The sequence below is a fragment of the Delftia sp. ZNC0008 genome, from assembly GCF_000799035.1.
In the GTDB taxonomy this organism is placed as follows: domain Bacteria; phylum Pseudomonadota; class Gammaproteobacteria; order Burkholderiales; family Burkholderiaceae_C; genus Comamonas; species Comamonas tsuruhatensis.
The window spans coordinates 1-16,462 of sequence record NZ_JTKZ01000683.1 but is presented as its reverse complement, the minus strand read 5'-3'; the positions used below and the strand labels follow the sequence as shown (position 1 = coordinate 16,462).

Annotated in this window: 16 protein-coding genes and 1 pseudogene; 12 read left to right on the top strand and 5 right to left on the bottom strand. The window is 58.0% G+C overall.

Annotated elements, in window-relative coordinates:
• On the bottom strand, positions 1-857 hold an 857-nt coding region (gene motB, locus L995_RS22330; protein ID WP_047473759.1), incomplete at its 3' end, for a flagellar motor protein MotB.
• Between the two features lie 24 nt (positions 858-881).
• Positions 882-1,742 carry a flagellar motor stator protein MotA gene (gene motA, locus L995_RS22325; RefSeq protein WP_016449292.1) on the bottom strand — a complete coding sequence of 287 codons (861 nt, stop codon included), beginning with the start codon at positions 1,740-1,742 and terminating at the stop codon, positions 882-884.
• A gap of 317 nt (positions 1,743-2,059) precedes the next feature.
• Here motA and L995_RS22320 point away from each other — a divergent pair, with 317 nt between their 5' ends.
• From L995_RS22320 to L995_RS22295, 7 genes are all read left to right on the top strand, one after another.
• Positions 2,060-3,112: a glycosyltransferase family 2 protein gene (locus tag L995_RS22320; protein WP_047473758.1), complete on the top strand. Its 1,053-nt coding sequence runs from the start codon at positions 2,060-2,062 to the stop codon at positions 3,110-3,112.
• A 217-nt stretch (positions 3,113-3,329) separates the two neighbouring features.
• Complete coding sequence (locus tag L995_RS22315) at positions 3,330-4,925, top strand: O-linked N-acetylglucosamine transferase, SPINDLY family protein (protein ID WP_231574504.1); 1,596 nt, start codon at positions 3,330-3,332, stop codon at positions 4,923-4,925.
• Positions 4,922-6,160, top strand: a complete 1,239-nt coding sequence (locus L995_RS22310; protein ID WP_231574503.1) for a DegT/DnrJ/EryC1/StrS family aminotransferase — start codon at positions 4,922-4,924, stop codon at positions 6,158-6,160. The genes L995_RS22315 and L995_RS22310 overlap by 4 nt, the downstream gene beginning before the upstream one ends.
• Complete coding sequence (locus L995_RS22305; RefSeq protein WP_016449296.1) at positions 6,157-6,852, top strand: WbqC family protein; 696 nt, start codon at positions 6,157-6,159, stop codon at positions 6,850-6,852. Before L995_RS22310 ends, L995_RS22305 begins: the two co-directional genes overlap by 4 nt.
• Positions 6,852-7,817, top strand: coding sequence for a hypothetical protein (locus L995_RS33360; protein WP_016449297.1), 966 nt, complete (start codon positions 6,852-6,854; stop codon positions 7,815-7,817). The genes L995_RS22305 and L995_RS33360 overlap by 1 nt, the downstream gene beginning before the upstream one ends.
• A complete protein-coding gene (locus tag L995_RS22300) occupies positions 7,810-9,087 on the top strand; it encodes an ATP-grasp domain-containing protein (protein WP_047473755.1) in 1,278 nt (425 codons plus the stop codon). Before L995_RS33360 ends, L995_RS22300 begins: the two co-directional genes overlap by 8 nt.
• A 7-nt stretch (positions 9,088-9,094) precedes the next feature.
• Entirely contained in the window at positions 9,095-9,865 is a 771-nt protein-coding gene (locus tag L995_RS22295) for a TylF/MycF/NovP-related O-methyltransferase (protein ID WP_047473754.1), read from the top strand.
• 431 nt (positions 9,866-10,296) lie between these two features.
• Here the strand turns inward: L995_RS22295 and L995_RS34460 are convergent, their stop codons facing one another.
• Both L995_RS34460 and L995_RS33950 read right to left on the bottom strand, forming a co-directional pair.
• Positions 10,297-10,563 (bottom strand): integrase core domain-containing protein, encoded by a 267-nt coding sequence (locus tag L995_RS34460; protein WP_269431536.1) that lies wholly within the window; start codon positions 10,561-10,563, stop codon positions 10,297-10,299.
• A 21-nt stretch (positions 10,564-10,584) separates the two neighbouring features.
• Positions 10,585-10,895 (bottom strand): annotated as a pseudogene (locus tag L995_RS33950) (DUF1153 domain-containing protein); the annotation flags it as partial.
• A gap of 383 nt (positions 10,896-11,278) precedes the next feature.
• Between L995_RS33950 and L995_RS22285 the strand changes: the two are divergent.
• The 5 genes from L995_RS22285 to L995_RS22265 all read left to right on the top strand — a co-directional run bounded on the left by L995_RS22285 (position 11,279) and on the right by L995_RS22265 (position 15,719).
• Positions 11,279-12,130 (top strand): flagellin domain-containing protein, encoded by an 852-nt coding sequence (locus L995_RS22285; protein WP_016449301.1) that lies wholly within the window; start codon positions 11,279-11,281, stop codon positions 12,128-12,130.
• A 288-nt stretch (positions 12,131-12,418) separates the two neighbouring features.
• Positions 12,419-13,300: a flagellin domain-containing protein gene (locus L995_RS22280; RefSeq protein WP_016449302.1), complete on the top strand. Its 882-nt coding sequence runs from the start codon at positions 12,419-12,421 to the stop codon at positions 13,298-13,300.
• 181 nt (positions 13,301-13,481) lie between these two features.
• On the top strand, positions 13,482-14,903 hold the full coding sequence (fliD, locus tag L995_RS22275) for a flagellar filament capping protein FliD (RefSeq protein ID WP_046238673.1): 1,422 nt from the start codon (positions 13,482-13,484) through the stop codon (positions 14,901-14,903).
• Between the two features lie 100 nt (positions 14,904-15,003).
• On the top strand, positions 15,004-15,417 hold the full coding sequence (fliS, locus tag L995_RS22270; protein WP_016449304.1) for a flagellar export chaperone FliS: 414 nt from the start codon (positions 15,004-15,006) through the stop codon (positions 15,415-15,417).
• Positions 15,418-15,419: 2 nt separating this feature from the next.
• On the top strand, positions 15,420-15,719 hold the full coding sequence (locus L995_RS22265; RefSeq protein WP_016449305.1) for a flagellar protein FliT: 300 nt from the start codon (positions 15,420-15,422) through the stop codon (positions 15,717-15,719).
• A 156-nt stretch (positions 15,720-15,875) separates the two neighbouring features.
• Here the strand turns inward: L995_RS22265 and L995_RS22260 are convergent.
• The coding region (locus tag L995_RS22260) for an HDOD domain-containing protein (protein ID WP_047473753.1) at positions 15,876-16,462 on the bottom strand (587 nt) is incomplete at its 5' end.

The following is a 16,462-nucleotide window of genomic DNA, read 5'->3' as shown; positions in this document are numbered from 1 at the left end:
CCGCGTCGCTTTTCGGCCTCCTGCGTGAGCACGGTGATGGTGATGCGCCGGTTCTGGGGCGCGCGCGGATCGTCGGGCAGCAGCAGGTCGCTGCTGGCCAGGCCCGTGATGCGTGCCAGCTGGTTCAGGGGCATGCCGGCGGCCACCAGCTCGCGGCGCGAGGCGTTGGCGCGGTCGGCCGACAGCTCCCAGTTGCTGTAGCCGCGGTCGGCATTGCCGTAAGGGGCCGCGTCGGTGTGGCCGGACAGGCTGATGCGGTTTTCCGCGCCTGCCAGCGCCGCGCCCACCTCGCGCAGGATGTCGCGCATATACGGTTTGACCAGGGCGCTGCCGCTGTCGAACATGGGGCGGTTTTGCTCGTCCACGATCTGGATCTGCAGGCCGTCGGGCGTCACGTCGGTGCGGATCTGAGAACGGAATTCGTTCAGGCGCGCATTGCTGGTGATCATCGCGTCCACCTTGGCCTTGAGCGCCTTGATGCGGTTGGAGTCCACCTGGGCCTGATCGGCGCGGCCCGAATCGACGCTGGTGCGCCGGTTGGAGCTGTCGGCCGCCTCGGAGCGCCGTACCTGGCCGTGCACCTTGGCCAGGTCGTTGCCGCCGCCGGGAATCACGCTGGAGCTGTTGCCTGCACCGTCGCCGCCGGCCATCGCCACCTTCAGCGGCGAGGAAAAATACGCCGCGATGCCCTGCAGCTCGCCCTTGGCCGTGGAGCCCAGCAGCCACATCAGCAGGAAGAAGGCCATCATCGCGGTCACGAAGTCGGCATAGGCGATCTTCCAGGCGCCGCCGTGGGGCGCATGCGCAGTCTTCTTGACGCGCTTGATGATGATCGGCTGTAACTTTTTCTCTGCCATGGCTTGACGCTGCTGGGTGCAGGATTACTTCTTGCCCTTGACGTGGGTTTCCAGTTCCAGGAAACCGGGGCGTTCGGTAGAGAACAGCACCTTTCGGCCGAACTCGATGGCGGTGGCGGGGTTGTAGCCCTGCATGCTGGCCAGCAAGGTGGTCTTGATGCACTCCAGTTCCTTGGCGGCGTCCTGGGCGCGCTGCTCCACCAGGCCGGCCATGGGCTCCACCAGCGCATAGGCCAGCAAGATGCCCAGGAAGGTACCGACCAGGGCCGAGGCGATCATGCCGCCCAGCACCGAAGGAGGCTGGCCCACCGAGCCCATGGTGTTCACCACGCCCAGAACGGCGGCAATGATCCCGAAGGCGGGCAGGGCACCGGCCAGGCGGGTCAGTGCGTTGACGGGGGCATGGGCCTCGGCGTGGTGGGCCTCGATCTCGCTGTCCATCAGCGACTCGATCTCGTGGGAATTGAGATTGCCCGACACCATCATGCGCAGATAGTCGGTCAGGAACTCCACCACATGGTGGTCCGCCAGCAGCTCGGGGTACTTGGTGAAGATGGGCGACTCGTTGGGTGCCTCCACATCGCCTTCGATGGACATCAGGCCCTCCTTGCGGGCCTTTTGCAGAATCTCGTACAGCAGGGCCATCAGCTCCATGAAGCGGGCCTTGGTGTAGCGCGAACTCTTCATCACGCCAGGGATGGCCTTGGCCGTGGCCTTGAGCACCTTGGGCTGGTTGCACACGATGAAGGCGCCGATGGCGCCGCCGCCAATGGTGATCATTTCAAAAGGCAGTGCCTTGAGAATGACCTGGACGTTGCCCCCGTGCAGCACATAGGTGCCGAAGATGCAACCGAAGGCGACGATGTATCCGATGATGACAAGCATGGGAGTGGATTGTGAGCGCGCGCGGTGGCGTCGTTGGGAAGAAAAGCCGGGTGATTGTTTGTTAGATCGGCAGCTTGGGCTGCGGATGTAGGGCAGACCCGGAGGGATGCGGCCAGACGCATGCATGCTACATAGCTGCCTCGAACGAAAAGCTGGAGAACCCGGGTGTTCGTTGGTCAGATCGCAGCTTCAGGACGGGCATCAGGCAAGACATTAATGGGTGCGTGTCGATGCCGCCGGGCAATAGACAGGTTCGCGTGCGCGCAGGCCTGGCGGTAGCCAGCCTTCACCTGACTCCGACGTTCTTTTCCATTCATATGCCCCAGACTGCTCTTGTCATCATCGCGCGCGATGAAGAACGCTCGATAGCCCGCTGCATTGACAGCGCCAAAGACTTCGTGGACGAAGTCCTGGTGCTGGATACGGGCTCCGTGGACCGCACGATGGAGATCGCCCGCAGCTGTGGTGCGCAGGTGCATCGCTTTGAGTGGTGTGATGATTTCGCCGCTGCCCGCAACCGGGCCCTCGATCTGGCGGATGCGAACTGGAACCTGGTTCTCGACGCCGATGAATGGCTGGTTGAGGGTGGCGCGTGGTTGGCAGGATTGCCGACGATGGAGCGCCAACTCGGGGTTGCCGACGTCCAGAGCCTGTACGAAATGGGCGTGACTGGCTCGGTGAGCCGTTCGCGGATTACCCGGCTTTTGCCACGGGGGGTGCGCTATCAGGGTGTCGTCCACGAACAGCCCTTGTCTGATCTACCACGTGTGCTGGTGCCGCTGGTCATTCGGCATGACGGATATCTGCCTGAGCAGATGTCGCGCAAGCAGGGGCGAAATCAACGGCTGCTGCAGCAGCAGTTGGGCAGGAATCCCCGTGATGCCTACGTCAACTACCAACTGGGCGTGGACTGCGAACTGAACAAGGAATTTTCCAAAGCGTGCGCATACTATGGTGTGGCGATAGATCAACTTGAAGTGTCGAGCGGCTATGAGCACGATCTGTGCGTCAGATACCTTTATTGCCTGGGGCAGGCGGGCCGCCATGAAGAGGGCCTGGCCCTGGCGCAGGCCCAGATGCCGAAATGGCAGGACTCGCCGGATTTCTTCTTTGCCCTGGGCGGTGTCCTGCTGGATGCAGCCATCGCCAAGCTCGATGGGCAAGTCGAGCACTGGCTTTCGATGGCGCAGGCTTCCTGGGAGCGCTGCCTGGAGATCGGAGAGGTGGACGCGGGTCCCCATGGCGGGGTGGCGGGGCGGGGCAGCTATCTTGCGGCGCACAATCTGGCCGTGATGCACGAGCAGCTCGGAAACCTGGACGAGGCCCGGGCTCTGAGGCTGCGCCATCCCATGCCAGCCTCGGGTTCCTGAGGTCGGTAGCACCCGCCTTGACTTTGAAAGAGTGGGCGATCAAACGAGTGAAGTGCTCGTGTTTTTCGATGTTTTAGCGGTGATTGGGGCTTCGGGGGCTCGGATAGCATCCATGCAAACTCATTGTCAGGTCCACACCAGAATGTCCTTTCTCCCTCTCGAAAACACTCTGCCCGTTGCTGCGGGCATGTCTCAGGAGCTGAACCGCGTGCGGTCCATGATCGAGAGCGCTCAGTTTCTGGATGCACTTGGTGCGCTTGGGACCCTGGCCGCGCAGGATATTCGTCATGCGCAAAGCTCCCAGGTTTGGCTGCATATCGGCTTCGTCTATACCCGGATGGGGCTGTGGCCCCGGGCCATCGAAGCCTTGCAGATGGCGCTGCAACTGGAGCCGCGGATGCCGGACGCCCAGCGATTGCTGGCCCTGGCCTATTTCAGTGTTGGCCAGAAGCACAAGGCGTGCGAGCTCATCGATCAAGCCTGCAAGAACCGCAAGGATATCCCCGCGCATTGGTTGATGAGGGCCTACCTGCATGCGCATAGCTTCACCGACCCCCTCAGGACACTCCACTCCGCACAGGATTGGGGGCGCAGGGTCGCCGATCCCATGACGCGCCAGGCCCCGTTGTTGCAGGTGCGTGACCGCAACCCGCGCAAGCGGCTCAAGGTCGGCTATGTCACGGCCGACTTCCGCACGCATTCGGTGGCTTTCTTCATGCGCCCGGTGCTGGAGCAACATGATCCTGACTGCGTTGAAGTTTATGTGTACTCCAATGCAAACATCAGTCTTAGCGATGCAATGACGGCACAGATGCGTGCTCTCGTTCCTCATTGGAATGAGGTGGCGGATCTATCGGATGAACAGATGTATACCCGGATCCGCGATGATGGCATCGATGTCTTGGTCGATCTTTCGGGATTCACGGCAGGACATCGGCTGGAGGTTTTTGCGCGCCGGCCCGCTCCCGTCCAGTTGACCTGGATCGGTTACATGAACACTCTGGGCATGAAGGCCATGGACTACCGGCTGGTCGATGCCTATACGGCCCCTCCCGAACATGCCGCCTACTACTCCGAGGCTTTGTTCCAGCTCGAATGCTCTGCCTGCTACATCCCTCCTGCGCACGCGCCGTTGTGCGAGGAACTGCCCATGCTCAGGAGCGGCTATCCCACTCTGGTGTCGCTCAACAGTTCCGCAAAGATCACCGACGACATGTTGACCATATGGTCCCGCATTCTGCAGGCCCGTACCGATGCGAGGCTCATCATTATGGTCAAGGAGCAGGATGCCGATTCCGCCCAAGCCCATATGCAACCGCGAGTGGAGGCCGCTGGCATGCCGCTGGATCGTGTCTCCGTGCTACACCAGCAGCCGCTGGAGCGTTTCATGGAGATCGGGCACATTGCCGACATTCAACTTGATACCTTTCCTGTATGCGGTGGAACGACCACCTGGCATGCACTGTGGATGGGGCTCTCAGTCGTGACCCTGGAGGCCGAGCGAGGAGTTGACGGTTGCACTGCGCAACTGCTTCGCGCACTTGGATCGGGGGGAGAGGTTGCCAAGGATGCTGATGAGTACGTGGAGGCAACCCTGCAGCTCATGGATGATGCCGAGCGCCTGCAGCGGCAACGCCTCAGCGCTCGCGCAGGCATGCAGTCGAGCGCCTGGATGGACTATCCCGCGCGCACTCGTGAGCTCGAGAAAGCCTATCGCATCATGTGGCTGAACTGGCTGCGTGGGGACAAGCTCAACCTCAGTTCGAGTGTCGATCTGGATCAGCTCTTGGCCGAAATGGAGATAGAGGCATGATGTCGCATATCCGTACTCCACAAGCATCGGAGGTGCTGGCTCCAGCGAAGAGCGCGTTTGCACCTATGGCTGAAATATTCAGTAATGGTGTAGATGATACCGATATTCATCGGCTTCCAGCATGCGAGACGCCGATTCCGGTCACCCAGCCTTCGTTGCCTCCTCTGGAGGAGTTCATTCCTTATTTGGAAAAGATATGGGATAGCAAAATCCTGACAAATGGTGGCCCCTTTCATCAACAGTTTGAAAGGGCACTTTGCGAATATCTTGGCGTAAATCACTTGGCTTTGTTTTCCAACGGAACATTGGCGCTTGTGACCGCCCTTCAGGCATTGAGGATAACCGGTGAAGTCATAACGACACCGTATTCATTTGTTGCCACTGCGCATTCATTGCTGTGGAATGGCATCAAGCCGGTTTTCGTCGATGTCGATCCGCGAACGCTGAACATGAATCCGGACAGGATAGAGGCGGCCATCACGCCTCAGACGACAGCCATCATGCCTGTCCATTGTTATGGACACCCTTGCGATGTAGATAAGATACAAAAGATTGCAGATAACTACAACCTACGCGTGATCTATGACGCCGCGCATGCTTTCGGTGTACGCGATGATGAGGGAAGTGTTTTGCGCCATGGCGATTTATCGGTATTGAGCTTCCATGCAACCAAGGTATTCAATACTTTCGAAGGCGGAGCAATCATCTGTCCGGATGCCAAAACCAAGCAGCGTATTGATCATCTCAAGAACTTCGGCTTTGTCAACGAAACCACCGTGGTGGCACCAGGCATCAATGGGAAGATGAGTGAGATAAATGCTGCGCTGGGCCTTCTGCAGTTGAAACGCATCGATGGCATTTTGCTAAAGCGCAGGGAAATAGATGAACTGTATCGGCAGCTTCTGGAGGGTGTTCCAGGAATACAGTGTCTGTCAGATGCCGGGGAAAAGGTCGCGAACTATGCCTATTTTCCTATTCTTGTCAATGATGCCTATCCGGTAAGCCGGGATGAGCTCTATGAGCGACTCAAGAGCGCTGGAGTTTTCGCGCGCCGCTATTTTTATCCATTGATCAGTGACTTCCCCATGTATCGTGGGTTGCATACAGCTCAAAAATCTAATTTGCCGGTGGCATCCGAGGCGGCCGAAAAGGTTATATGTCTTCCCATGCATCCGGGGTTGACGAATGAACAGATTCATCATGTAGTCCAAGTTGTGATTGGGTGTAAGGGATGAAGCTTGCCATCATGCAGCCCTATTTTTTTCCATACATCGGTTACTTCAGGCTGCTGCAGACGGTTGATAAGTTTGTCTTTTATGATGATGTGAATTTTATAAAAGGTGGATGGATTAATAGAAACAGATTGTTGCTGGGTGGAAAAGTGGGGTACTTCACGGTGCCGCTGAGCGAAGCAAGTTCATTCGTCAAAATAAATAGCATCAAGATTAAAAGTGATATCCCATGGGAAGCAAGAATTCTGGCGCAGATTTCTGCATCCTACTCAAAAGCACCATATTACACGTCTGTCAGGGATTTGGTCGAAAAGGTGGTTTTTTCTCATGATGGATATATATCCACCTTGGCCAAGAAGAGTGTGCTGGCGGTGGCGGATTATCTGTCCATCAGCAAGGTGGTGGAGATCAGCTCCGAGTTGTATGGTAATCAGAATCTCCGAGGTACGGCTCGTGTTCTCGATATCTGCAGGCAGGAAGCGGCCAGCGTGTACGTGAATTTGCCGGGCGGACGAAATTTGTATTCCCAAGCGGATTTTTCTCGCGAAGGCATGGATCTTCTGTTCCTGGATGGACCGATGCGCGAGTATTCTCAGGCTGGCACAGAGTTCCACTCCGGCCTTTCCATCATCGATGTGTTGATGTTCAACTCCCCCGAAGAGGTGGTAGGCATGCTGGAGCCGAGGGGATATTAATGGGTTCTGCTATCGGCGGATATTTTGAGCTGGAGTTGCCATTCTCGCGCGAGGCTGGTCGTCATCAGGGGGGACTGGCCTATCAGTCGGCGCGTGCGGCTTTCTTCGCCTTGCTGCGGTCTGCAAGACCGAGGCCCGGTCGCATATGGATGCCATACTTCATCTGCGATGCGATGATTGCGCCATTGCGCCAATTGGGGATCGAAGTACTTTATTACCCGCTTGACAATGAGTTCGGCATCGCGGGCGATGTGGCGCTAAGGGGTAATGATTGGTTGCTCTATGTCAATTATTTTGGCATCTGCTCCGGACAGGTCCAAAAAGCGCTGGCTCACTTTCCTGTGGAACGGGTGGTCATTGATTGCTCGCAAGCATGGTTCGAGGAGCCTGCCAGCTGCATGGCGAACATTTATTCGCCGCGAAAATTCTTTGGAGTCCCTGATGGTGGGATCCTTTATTCAAACCTGAGCGTGGCTCTAGGTCATGACCAAGATGAGGGTAGTTTTTCCCGCATGGGCCATCTGTTGAAAAGGCTGGCCGGGGAACCTGAGTCCGGTTACGGCGACTATTTGTCGGCAGAGGCTGGCCTTGGCGATCTGGAGCCCAGGCGTATGTCTTCTCTGACCCATCGCCTACTTGCATCGATTGATCAGCAAAGTGCTCGTGAAGCGCGCAACAGGAACTACGCACAGCTTCACGCTTGGCTGGGTTGTCACAATGCTCTAAGCCTTCCCACGCAGGTGGACGCACCCTTGTGCTATCCATTCCTTTGTACTGATCAAAAACTAAGGGGCAAGCTCTTGGCCCGGAGAATATTCACTCCCACCTATTGGAATGAGGTGCTGAATAGAGTTGCTCCCGACGCAATCGAGGCAGGATGGGTAAAGGGTCTTATTCCTCTGCCTGTAGATCATCGCTATGGAATCGATGAAATGGAAAAAATAGCGAGGGCAATTCATGAATAAGAAAGTAAAGGTGCTTGTTTTTCCTTGTGGCGCCGAAAATGCAACAGAAATATATCAGGCGCTCAGGTATTCAATCCATGTGGAAATATTTGGTGCATCGTCCATGGACGATCATGGTCGATATACTTTTGAGAACTATGTTGGAGGGCTCCCTAACATTAAAGAGCCCGGGTTCCAGGCCGAGTTCGATGCGCTGATTACACGACTGAAGATCGATATGGTCTTTGCGACTCACGACTCTGTGATGGAATATCTTTCTGAGAAAACCCAGATCATGGATTTCTTTCTTGTGAATGGTGCTCCGGAAACGACAGCTGTCGCCAGAAAGAAAAGTGCTACCTATCAAATGTTCGCGGCGCGTGACTGGTCGCCCAAGGTGTTCCCCAACCCTGACGCGGTCGATGTCTGGCCTGCCGTGATCAAGCCCGACTGCGGTCAGGGTGGGCAGGGCGTGCAGGTGGTGCATGACCTGGCCGAGGCATCGATGGCGTTCGCCAAGATAGCGAGCCCTGTACTAATGGAATATCTGCCTGGCGATGAGGTGACGGTAGACTGCTTTACTGACAGGAAAGGGCGGCTGGTATGGATTGGTGCGCGTACACGGGAGCGAGTTCGCGCTGGTATTTCCATGCGTAGTTCATTGCTGCCTTTGGATGCTCGCATCGAGGGTATTGCACGGGATATCAATGCCACCCTGAAGTTTCGAGGGCCGTGGTTCTTCCAGCTCAAGCAGGATAGGGGAGGATGTTGGAAACTGCTGGAGTTTTCCTGTCGTGTGGCTGGAACCATGGTTGCACAGCGCGCCAAGGGGGTAAATCTTCCATTGATGGCCGTACATGACTATCTTGAGCGTGATGTAAAGGCGCTTGCGAATCGCTGGGTCGAAATGGTGGACCGGAGAATCGTGACTAAGGCCGAGATGGAATTCCGCTATGAGACGGTCTTTGTGGATCTTGACGAAACCTTGGTGATCGATGGGTTCGCGGTGCCGACTGTTCTAGCATTTATCTACCAGAGCATCGCAGCGCGCAAGAAGCTGGTACTCATCACCAGACATGCGAAAAATGTTGCCGAGACGCTATCACGGGCAAGAATCTCCCTCAATCTTTTTGATGAAATCATCCATATTACAGATGGCTCTTCCAAGGCCTTGTATGTGGTGCCAGATGCAATATTTATCGACAATCATTTTCCAGAGCGCTATGAGGTAATGGAGAAATGTAATGTGCCGGTATTTGATGTGGATGCCATTGAGTTTTTTTTGAGATGAGATTTTAATGAAATCCGATGAAAATTTGCAAACTGCACGTAACCCAGCAGAATTTCTCGAAATTTTAAGAACTGAGCGCAATGAATTAATTAATGTTCTCCGGAAAACCAGGTTCTCTACGCTAAAGCCTGGCTATCCACATAGTCAGGTAATTCCTTATGCAACTTACTCTCCGTGGGTTTGTGATATTGAGTTCTTGAATATCTACGAAGTGGCTCGCGCTCATACTCTGATTGATATCTATCGTTGCTATGAGCTTTATAGTTTGGCGAAACAGCAGGCTTCGATAGAGGGAGATCTGGTCGAGGTCGGAGTGTGGCGAGGTGGCTCGGCAGCGATTTTGGCCAGTGCCATGCCTCTCAAGACAGCCCATCTGTTTGACACCTTTGAGGGAGTTGTCAAGGCCGACAGCAGGTTCGATACCCTGTATGAGGGCGGCGAACACTCCGATGCAAGCATCCAACAGGTAACCGCGCTGTTCGATAGCCTGTCAATTTCATGTGCCATCCATGTGGGGATTTTTCCGGAGGATACATTGAGTGACCTTCCTGAAAAAATCTCTTTGGCGCATATCGATGTCGATACTTATGCTTCGGCAAAAGAATCGTTCGATAAGATCTGGCCGCGTGTGGTCGTTTCCGGGGTGGTCATCTTTGATGACTATGGAGCTTTTGGTTGCGAAGGGGTGACTCAGTTCGTTTCGGAAACGATCCGGGATACCGCTGACGCGTTGATGGTTCACAACCTGAATGGTCATGCCTTGCTGATAAAACGTTGAGCCCAACGGTGGGCTGCTCTCAGTAGGCGAATTGAGTCGCCCCGGATTTGAGGAGGCTCCAACGCTTGAGAAGATGGAGCCATGATCAAGTCACCGAAGTTCTCCCCGGAGGTCCGCGAGCGCGCCGTGCGCACGGTGCAGGAGCGTCGAGCCGACTTCCCCTCGCTGTGTGGGCCGCCATTGAGTCGGATTGCGCCCAAGATTCAGGTGGCGCGCTGCACGGGCGAGCGAATGGGGCGTGCAATGGGGCTGCAAGGGGTACTGGTGCAACCACGTCCGAATGCTCATGCCGATTGGGCGCATCCCTCCGGCAGAGGCAGAGGCCAACGATTGGAGGCAACTCGCTGCCAGCGATACCTCGACAGATGTGTCAAATTAAACCAATCGGCCTTCTTGAAACCGATGTATTAACACAGCGGTTTCTGCACAGGTCAGGCGGCCAAAGCATATGTCTCGGCGGGGGTCTTCGTCGCCAGTGCCTGGTGAGGACGCCAGTGGTTGTCGAAGTCGATCCAGTCTGCGATCACGCGGCTGGCGTGCTGCAGAGTTTCGAACCGGTGACGATGCACGCATTGGTCTTCGAGCGTTCTGATCACGCGCTCGACCATGCCGTTTTGCTCCAGGCTGTAGGAGGTGATGAACTCCTGCTGCAGGCCATAGCTCCCGACCAAGGCCGTGTCGCTGCGGCTGGTGAACACCAATCCGTTGTCCGACCTCAGCTCGTCCTCATTGCCCAGCAGGGACGCCAGCTTGTTTCGGGCACGCAACTCCAGCATGGCTTCGCCGTAGGCCTCCTGCAACTCGCGTAGTTGCTTCTCGTACTGCTCCTTGACTTCCAGGGACTTGGTGCGCAGGGCGTTCTCCATGCCGCGCTTGCCTTCACCGACCCACTGCTCAACCTCGGAGGGGGCAGATCGACGGACCGGCTGGCCTCCAGGATCGTGGTCTTGCCCTGGATGATGTCCAGAACAAGAGCCGTTTTGCGCTTGGCTGTCCGGCGCTTGATGTCGTCTTCCATCAGGGTGCTCATTGTCGTTTCCTTCGACGTTAGCACCTGAGCAGGGAATTCACTGGGTCAATACACCGGAGCGGTTCATTTTGAACGCGCCTCGGCCTGAGGCAGGGATTTGTCTACCAGACCGGGAGCAGTCCACTTCTCAAACATCTTCGGGACGTGGCGACTCTGGACTGTGTGCGAGGGGTGCATCAAAAAATCTTCGCAACGCCCCTAAAGTTCGCCGGGGCAGCTCCGAAAACCAACTCAGCAGAGGGACAAAAAGTCCTGAGCCCACCAAAAGCCGTTGCAAATCAATGTGAAAACGGCTGATGGTTGGATTGGGCCGCCGCCGCCCGCCTTGCGATAAGCGAGGGCACCGTGGCGGCGACGTATTGATTTCACTAGGAGCTGTCACCATGGCCATGACCATCAACACCAACATGCAATCGCTGAACGCCCAACGCAACCTGGGTGCCTCGCAAAGCTCGCTGTCCACCACCATGCAGCGCCTGTCTTCCGGCCTGCGCGTCAACAGCGCCAAGGATGACGCCGCCGGCCTGGCCATCGCTGAACGCATGAACGCCCAAGTCCGCGGCATGAACGTGGCTGTGCGCAACGCCAACGACGGCATCTCCCTGTCGCAGACCGCAGAAGGCGCGCTGGGCAAGATCGGTGAGAACCTGCAGCGTATGCGTGAACTGGCAGTCCAGGCCGCCAACGACACCAACGGCACGGCCGACCGTGCCTCGATGGACAAGGAATTCAAGCAGCTGGCTGAAGAAAATGCCCGCGTGATCAAGAACACCAAGTTCAACGGCCAGGAGCTGCTGACGGGCTCGGGTGGCAATGCCGGCACGTTCCAGTTCCAGATCGGCTCCAACACGGCAAGCGACAACCAGATCTCTATCACCACGTCCGATCTGGCGTCTGCCATGGGCACCGTGGCTCAGGGTACAGGTGCCGGCGCAACGCTGGGTTCCACGGCCTCCACCGCCCTGACGGCAGTCACTGCCCTGGACAGCGCCATTGATGCCGTCAACGGCAAGCGCGCTGACTTTGGTGCCTCGCAGAACCGTTTCGATGCAGTGATCTCCAACCTGCAAGTGGCTTCTGAAAACACCGCGTCGGCACGCAGCCGTATCACCGATGCCGACTTTGCGTCGGAAACTGCCAATCTGAGCCGTGCGCAGATCCTGCAGCAGGCCGGTACAGCGATGGTGGCTCAGGCCAACCAACTGCCCCAAGGCGTTCTGGCCCTGCTGCGCTGATAGTGCGAGTCCGGTGGCCTTCCCAAGAAGGAGGCGGCCGGAATTCTCCAAGCCCCAGGCATCTGCCTGGGGTTTTTTTATGGGCGAAAGGGTTGGCCAAGAGGGTGTTCGAAGGGCGAATTGGCGCCAGATCATGGGCTTTATCGGCGCTTTGGCGCAAGGGCTTTTCCGCACAATCATTGGCATCAGATAGGCAGAGCTGGAAGTCCTGGCGTGCTTTCTGGCGTTCTGGCGGCTTGGGGTCGTCGAACGGTTGGCCATTGTTCATGCCTAACGAGGAGCTGCCCCATGGCATCCATCATCAACACCAATCTTGTTTCGCTTAACGCCCAGCGCAATCTCAACACGTCCCAGTCGTCGCTGAGCACCACCATGCAGCGCCTGTCTTCGGGCCTGCGTGTCAACAGTGCAAAGGACGACGCGGCAGGCTTGGCCATTGCCGAGCGCATGAACGCCCAGGTGCGAGGCATGAATGTGGCCATGCGCAATGCCAATGACGGCATTTCCATGGCGCAGACGGCCGAAGGCGCACTGGGCAAGCTCAGCGAGAACCTGCAGCGCATGCGTGAACTGGCAGTTCAGGCCGCCAACGATACCAACGGCACGACCGACCGCGGTTCGCTGGACAAGGAGTTCAAGCAACTGTCCCAGGAAATTGCCCGTATTGTCACCAGTACCAGTTTCAATGGCCGTCAGTTGCTCAACAGCTCCAGTCCGACGGTGTTCCAAGTCGGTGCCAACACCGGAGCAGACAATCAGATCACCATTTCGGCTGTGGATCTCAGCGATGCGGCGGCGCTGAATGTGGATGGGGCTACCACGCCCCCTAGCTTGGTGGGTGCCTTGGGCTCCCTGGCGGGTACGGGCAGCACGCCAACCTCCACTGCTGGAGACGCTCGATTGTCAATGGCGGCCATCGATACTGCGCTGGATCTCGTCAACAATACACGCGCCACTTTTGGTGCTGCCCAGAACCGCTTCGAGGCTGTGATCTCGAACCTGCAGGTGGCGGCAGAAAATACATCGGCGGCACGCTCGCGCATCATGGACGCCGACTTTGCCGCTGAAACCGCGAACCTGAGCCGCACGCAGATCCTGCAGCAGGCTGGTACAGCGATGGTGGCCCAGGCCAACCAGCTGCCCCAGTCGGTGCTCAAGCTGATCCAGTAAGAGGGAGCCTGCGGGGCTTTTGAGCCTGGCTGCGCAGGGCGTAGCCAAAAAAAGCCTCAGGTTCGGGAGAAACCGGTCGATAAGATACCGGGGAATGCCTTCGGGCATTTGGTGTGCGTGTTCGCAAGGACGCGTTCTGCGCTGTGGCGCGGAGGTGTTCTGCACTTAGAAAGGGATGGTCATGGCCACCTTGAGCTCAGCTGGCATCAGCGGCAGCGGCCTGGACGAGACAATGATCGCCAAACTGGTGGCCCTGCAAAAGCAGGCACTGGTTCCGCTTCAGCAAAAAGCGTCTGTCCTGGATTCCAAGATATCCACGTTCGGGCAGATCAAGTCCCTGATGTCCACGCTTCAGGACGCGGCCACTTCGCTGGCCAATGCCGATACGTGGCGTTTGGCCAATGCCACCTCGACCAATACGGCCGTGGCGGTTTCGGTGACGGACGCCAATGCACTGCCGGGATCTTCGGTGATCTCGGTGGGCAAGCTGGCGCGCAGCCAATCGGTGGCCACCGGCATCATGCCTGCGGCCACACAGTTCGGCGCGGGCAAGCTCACCATCACAATGGGCTCCTGGAACGCGGACGGAACCCAATTCAACAATCCTGGAACACCCCTGGATATCGATATCGCGGCGGGCGCCAAGCTGGAGGACGTGGTCCAGGCCATCAACAGCAAGGGCGCCGGCGTGGTGGCTTCGGTGCTCAAGGACGCCCAGGGCGAACGTCTTGTCCTGCGCTCGCGCAGCACCGGTGCGGATGCCGGTTTCACCGTGGGCGCCAGTGGCGATGCCAGCCTTTCTGCTCTGGCGTTCAATGGCGCCGCTACCTCGGGCTCCGTGGCGCAGTACGCCCAGAACGCCGAGATCAATGTCAACGGCATCACGGTGCAATCGACAACCAACGAATTCAAGCAGACCCTGCCTGGCCTGAACATCACCGTGAACCAGGTGACGGCGGCCGCCACCCCGGTGACGGTGACGGTGTCCTCGGACACTGAGGGCATGAAGAAGAAGATCCAGGCCTTTATGGATGCCTACAACGCGCTCAATGATGCGCTGGGCAGCTCCACCAAATACGACGCCGAGAGCAAGGTCGCTGGCGTGCTGCAGGGAGATGCCACCACGGTGGGCATGACCAACAGCTTGCGCAGCGTGCTCTCGGGTACGGTCGATGGCGGATCCGACACGCTCAAGCGCCTGTCGGACATGGGCATACAGATCCAGAAGGGCGGCAAGCTGGCCTTCGGGACGACGGCCAGTGACAAGACCAAGTTCGAGGCAGCTCTGAAGGACCCGGAGTCCATGAGCAAGATGTTCGCCTCGGCCGGCACCGATGGGCAGCCGAATACGCAAGGCCTTGCTGCGCGCATGAAGGACTTCACGAAGAAGGCGCTGGAGTTCGAAGGAACCTTCGACAACAAGAACAAGAGTCTGCAGGCGCTCAAGAAGGACAACGGCAAATCCCAGGACCGGGTCAATGACCAGGCCGATTCGCTTGAAAAGCGCCTGCGTGCGCAATATGCGTCCCTGGATGCCAAGATGGGCAGCTATTCCTCGTTGAGCGCTTACATGAACCAGCAAGTGGCGCAGTGGAATAAATGATGGCAGGGCAGAGCGGCGGGCGTGTTTTCTATAACCAATGCTCGATGCCTCTAAATTTTCGGGCATTGCAGCCGAAGAACAAGACATCAAGGAAACGAACATGTACACATCGCTCAACCGTCGTGCTGCAAGTGCCTACGCCCAGGTCGGCGTCCAGTCCTCCGTGGACGGCGCATCGCCCCATCAACTGATCCAGCTGCTGTTCGACGCGCTTGAGAAAGCGCTGAACGCGGCCAAGGGAGCCTTGCAGCGTGGCGACATCGGCGAGAAGGGTGTGCAGATCGGCAAGGCCGTGCGCATTCTGGAGGAAGGCCTGAAGGCCTCCGTCAATCCCGATGAAGGCGGCGAGCTGGCGCAGAACCTGATTTCCGTCTACGACTACAGCATCACCCAGCTGACGCTGGCCAATCTGCGCAACGACGCAGCGCTGCTGCAAGGCGCGCAGGACGTGTTGGCTCCGATTGCCAATGGTTGGCGTGATATCGCCAACACGCCAGCCGTTGCCGGGACCTAGAAATGGAGTTGACATTGATTGACTTTTACCGGGCCATAGAAGACAGCAGCGCCAAGATGCTGCAGGCCGCACAGAACAAGGATTGGGAGGGAGTGACGCGCTACGAAGGCACCTGTGCCGTGCTGATCGAGCAGCTGCGGCTCAAGTCCCATGACGAGCCGCTGGCGCCTGAGCAACGCAAGGAGAAGGCCCGCATCATGCAGCGCATCCTGCGCAACGATGCCCAGATCCGCACGCTGGCCGAGCCCTGGCTGGCACAGTTCGAGCACATGTTCGACGGTCAGCCCCACGCCATGCATTGAGCCATGGCCTGACGGCGGCAGCTGCATCTGCAGCTTCCTGCCGGACATGAAAAAACCGCCTGAGATCCAGGCGGTTTTTTCATGGGCGGAATCTGCGGATGGCAGCGGCTGCAGATCAGGCCGCAGGTTCGGCCGCTGTGGGTCGCCGTATATCGATCAGGCCGCCGGTGCGGGCTGCACCTGCAGTTCGCTGAGCATGCGCAGCAGGTTGCGGTTGACGTCCTCGATCTCGAAGTCGTTGTCTTCGCGCAGCTGGCGAATCGGTGCAGGATCGTCGGATTCCAGCGCAATGGCCATCATCAGGGCCGGCGCGTAGGGGCCGGTGCGCGTCACGGCCGCGTCGAAGACGCGTTCGGACAGCGGTACGCGGCGCAGCACGGTGGGCAGGGGCTCGCCCAGCAATTGGTCCAGCTGCGAGAACAGGCCAAGCAGATAGACCTCGCGCTGCAGGTCGTGGCTGATGCCGGCTTCGATCAGGCGTTCGGTCAGGCTGGCGCGCAGCCGGATGGCGGTGCGCAGGGGTATCAGGCTGGGCTCGGTGCAGGCGTGGGGCAGCTGGTCCGACAGCCAGCGCTGCAGCGTGCCGTAGCCCAGCATCACCAGGCCGCGGCGCAGCGAGTCCACATTGCCCCGCAGGCCCAGGGCCGCGGAGTTGGTGTAGAGCATGAAGCGATAGGCCAGGATGGGGTCCTCGCCCAGGATCTGCTCGAAGGCGTCCAGCGATTGCTCGGCATCGACGGCAC